Source organism: Okeania sp., from assembly GCF_983059655.1.
This window is the reverse complement of sequence record NZ_CEZPJD010000759.1, coordinates 1-3,855: the sequence shown is the minus strand read 5'-3', so window position 1 is coordinate 3,855 and position 3,855 is coordinate 1. Positions and strand designations below refer to the sequence as shown.

Sequence of the window (3,855 nt, the reverse complement as noted above, 5' to 3'; positions counted from 1 at the left end):
ATAATTAGTGTGCCACATATTTGCCAAGTATTCCGAGGGAAAAAGGGTGATTCGTAACCCATCAAATGCAACATTTTAGGTGTGTCACTTGCCACAATCCAGAAACTTATAAATTAACAGAATTTACTATTGTTTAAATTAAGATTTTATTTTAGAATAAAAAATATGTCCTAATATATTCTAGCTAGAAATATGAACCAAAAACTAACGTTAAATATTGAAGAAGATCAACTCCATTTTCTTCTCCATCATAAAAACTATGACTTTAAAAATGAAGCAGAAATGATTAAGTTTGCCTTGCAAAAGTTACAGTCAGAATTAGAAGCTCAAGATTTACAAGAGTCAGCACAATTATATGCAGAAATATACGAAGAAGATGCCGAATTACAAGAATTAACTGAGACTGCTTGTGCAGATTTTAGAGAAACATGAAACTAAAACGAGGTATGATTATTGATGTGAATCTTGACCCTACTCTAGGTTCAGAAACAGGAAAGATTAGACCTTGTATTATTGTCACGAATAATACTTATAACGAGCGTGTACCTGTTATTCAAGTTCCGTTACAAACTGGAGTCAAAAAAAGGCAAGGATTAAAACTAATGTAGTAATTGAACCATCTTCAGTTAACTGTTTAAGTAAAAAATCAATAGCAGATTGTTTACAAACTAGACCCATTGATTATTGTTCTCGCTTAGTAAGTATTAGGGGTGAACTAGAAACAGAATTAGTCCTAAAAATTGATCAAGCTTTAAAAATTGTCTTTGCTCTATAGAGTATTATTGTTTTAGCTTTCCACGATCCAAAAACTCATAAGTTAACTGAGTTTGCAATTGTTTAAATTCAACATGAATTTTGGTTGCACAATCCATGAAATTACTGCTAGAAGTAGAAGTAGGTTGGGTTGAGGGACGAAACCCAACACCAACGAGGCTATAACCGCGAAACCCAACACCAATAATACAAATTTCATAAAATATTACTACAGCGGTTTTATCTGCTGGTGGGAAGTTAGGAATTAATGCTGTAACAACCTCTTTTGAATTTGGTATAAAGCTTTGTTGGGTTTCGTTCCTCAACCCAACCTACATTTCTTTTAACCTTTTCCTTCTGCCTTCTGCCTCCTGCCTTCTACCTTTCCTGATAATATGCAATATATTAACTGATATATTCATAAGCAACTATGCAAACTACTGAATTTCTGAGTGAGCTAAATTTATCCCAACGCCAAGCAGTACAACATTTTTGCGGACCAATGCTAGTTGTGGCAGGAGCTGGCTCTGGCAAAACTAGAGCGCTCACCTATCGCGTGGCCCATCTAATACGTCATCATCGGGTACATCCAGAAAATATTCTGGCAGTAACATTTACAAATAAAGCTGCACGGGAAATGAAGGAGCGGATCGAGAAGCTGTTTGCTGGGCAACAAGCAGAAGCAAAATATGGTAAACCATTATCAGCTTTGACACTGGAAGAACAGACTAAGTTGCGATCGCAGGTCTATAAAAGTATTACGAAACATTTATGGATGGGAACTTTTCATAGTCTTTGCGCTCGTATTCTGCGGTTTGATATTAACAAATATCAGGATGAAAAAAAACGTCGTTGGGATAAAAACTTTTCTATTTTTGATGAAAGTGATGCTCAAACTTTAATTAAGCAAATTGTTACTAAACAGCTCAATTTAGATGACAAAAGATTTGAACCTCGTTCGGTTAGATATGCTATTGGTAATGCTAAAAACAAGGGAATGTCTCCTCTTGAATATCAAAGAGCAGAACCAGATTATCGGGGGCGGGTAATTGCTGAAGTTTATGGTATTTATCAAGATAATTTAGCAGCAAATAACGCTCTTGATTTTGACGATCTAATCAGAATACCTGTAGAGTTATTTCGGCAAAATGAGCAAGTATTGGCTTATTGGCATAAACATTTTAACCATATTTTAGTGGATGAATATCAAGATACTAATCGGACTCAATATAATTTTATTAGATTTTTAGCAACTAATGGTGAAGACCCTAAATATTTTAATAAATGGGAAAATCGTTCTGTTTTTGTGGTGGGAGATGTAGACCAATCTATTTATTCTTTCCGCATGGCAGATTACACAATTTTGCTAGATTTTCAACATGATTTTGGTGATGGTTTAGCGGATGAAGATACCCGGACAATGATTAAGTTGGAGGAAAATTATCGGTCGCGGGAAAATATTCTGGAAGTGGCAAATAAATTGATTGAAAATAATACTCAACGTATTGATAAAATCCTCAAACCAACGAGAGGTTTGGGGGAAGAAATTTATTGTTATGAGGCGGAAAGTGAGTTAGAAGAAGCGGAATTTGTTTGTAGTAAAATTCAGGAAATTACAGACCAAAATCCAGAGTTAGATTTAGGCAGTTTTGCTGTACTTTATCGGACTAATTCTCAGTCACGCGCTCTGGAAGAAGCTTTAATTCATTACGATATTAAATATGTGATAATTGGCGGATTGAGATTTTATGACCGGAAGGAAATTAAGGATTCTTTGGCTTATTTACGGGTCATTGCTAATCCGGCTGATACTGTTAGTTTGCTCAGAATTATTAATACTCCGAGAAGAGGTATTGGTAAGGCGACTATTGATACTTTGATAAATGCTTCTTTGGAGATGGGAATACCTTTGTGGGAAATTATTAATGATGAAACTTCTGTTAATACTTTGGCAGGTCGTTCTGCAAAAGCTGTGAATAAATTTGCTGAGATCATTAAGAATTGGCAAAATGAAGTAGAAAATCTGACGGCGGTTGAAATTGTTGAAGGAATTTTGGAGACTTCTGGTTATATTGAAGAGTTGAAAAAAAAGGGTACGGAAGAAGCAGATAATCGACTGGCAAATTTGGGGGAATTATGTAGTGCTGTTGCTCAATTTCAAGAGGATAATGAGGATACAAGTTTAGGAGGTTTTTTGGCGAATGCCTCTCTAGCTTCTGGTTTAGATAATCTACAAGAAGGGCAAGAAGCTGTTTCTTTAATGACTTTACATTCGGCTAAGGGTTTGGAATTTCCAGTAGTATTTATGGTTGGTTTGGAACAGGGTTTATTACCTCATTTTCGCAGTATAGATGACCCTTTATCTTTGGAAGAAGAAAGGCGGCTTTGTTATGTAGGAATTACGAGGGCACAGGAACAATTATTTATTTCTTATGCGACTGAAAGGCGACAGTTTTGGGGAGCGAGAGATGCCACAGTTCCTTCTCAATTTTTGGCTGAATTACCGGAAGATTTGATTAATACTAATGGGATGAAAAAGGTAATTTATCGTTCGCGCCGTCAGAGCAAAAATACTAAAAATACTCCTGTTAAAAAATCGGCAAATAATCAAGGAGAAAATTGGCAAGTTGGCGAGAAAGTGATGCACGAAAAATTTGGAGTAGGACAGATAAGTAATGTTTTTGGTGGGGGACAAAAACTGAGTTTAGGTATCAAATTTGGTAAGAGTAAAAAAATTATTGACCCTAAAACTGCACCTATGGAAAAGTTAGAATAATGGGAGTAGGGGAGTGTGGAATAGGCATCTTGCCTGTTCCTGATATTTCCCCTATTCTATTTATAAATTTCCCGGTCTCATGTCCGGATAATCATATTAAATCTGGTAACATCGTTGTTATTCAGTATTTAAAGATAAGAGTCTATATTATACCAATTACCAAAAGTAATACTATACTTAGGTAACACTTCAGTTATTAAGTAATTAAACTATCCTAATAAACTTTTTGCTAACTTGAGTCAATTTAATATTAATTATCATTATTTTCGCTTCTCCTCTACTCCCCCACTCCCCTACTCCCCTACTCCCCTACTCCCCCACTCCCC

The 3,855-nt window shown here is 35.6% G+C and carries 3 protein-coding genes and 1 pseudogene; 3 read left to right on the top strand and 1 reads right to left on the bottom strand.

The window, feature by feature from the left end; genetic code table 11:
* Positions 1 to 192 precede the first annotated feature (192 nt).
* On the top strand, positions 193 to 432 hold the full coding sequence (locus AC3DU7_RS27945) for a hypothetical protein (RefSeq protein ID WP_488042521.1): 240 nt from the start codon (positions 193 to 195) through the stop codon (positions 430 to 432).
* A pseudogene (locus AC3DU7_RS27940) lies at positions 429 to 775 on the top strand (type II toxin-antitoxin system PemK/MazF family toxin). Before AC3DU7_RS27945 ends, AC3DU7_RS27940 begins: the two are co-directional and overlap by 4 nt.
* Before the next feature lie 4 nt (positions 776 to 779).
* Here the strand turns inward: AC3DU7_RS27940 and AC3DU7_RS27935 are convergent.
* Complete coding sequence (locus tag AC3DU7_RS27935; RefSeq protein ID WP_488042520.1) at positions 780 to 1,079, bottom strand: hypothetical protein; 300 nt, start codon at positions 1,077 to 1,079, stop codon at positions 780 to 782.
* Positions 1,080 to 1,183: 104 nt separating this feature from the next.
* On the opposite strand from AC3DU7_RS27935, the gene pcrA reads away from it, so the two are divergent.
* Positions 1,184 to 3,529, top strand: a complete 2,346-nt coding sequence (gene pcrA / locus AC3DU7_RS27930; protein ID WP_488042519.1) for a DNA helicase PcrA — start codon at positions 1,184 to 1,186, stop codon at positions 3,527 to 3,529.
* The last annotated feature ends 326 nt before the right edge of the window (positions 3,530 to 3,855 follow it).

Bases quoted from the DNA above. Each gene is read 5' to 3' on its own strand.
- AC3DU7_RS27945 (WP_488042521.1), top strand. From the start codon at position 193: ATGAACCAAAAACTAACGTTAAATATTGAAGAAGATCAACTCCATTTT.
- pcrA (WP_488042519.1), top strand. From the start codon at position 1,184: ATGCAAACTACTGAATTTCTGAGTGAGCTAAATTTATCCCAACGCCAA.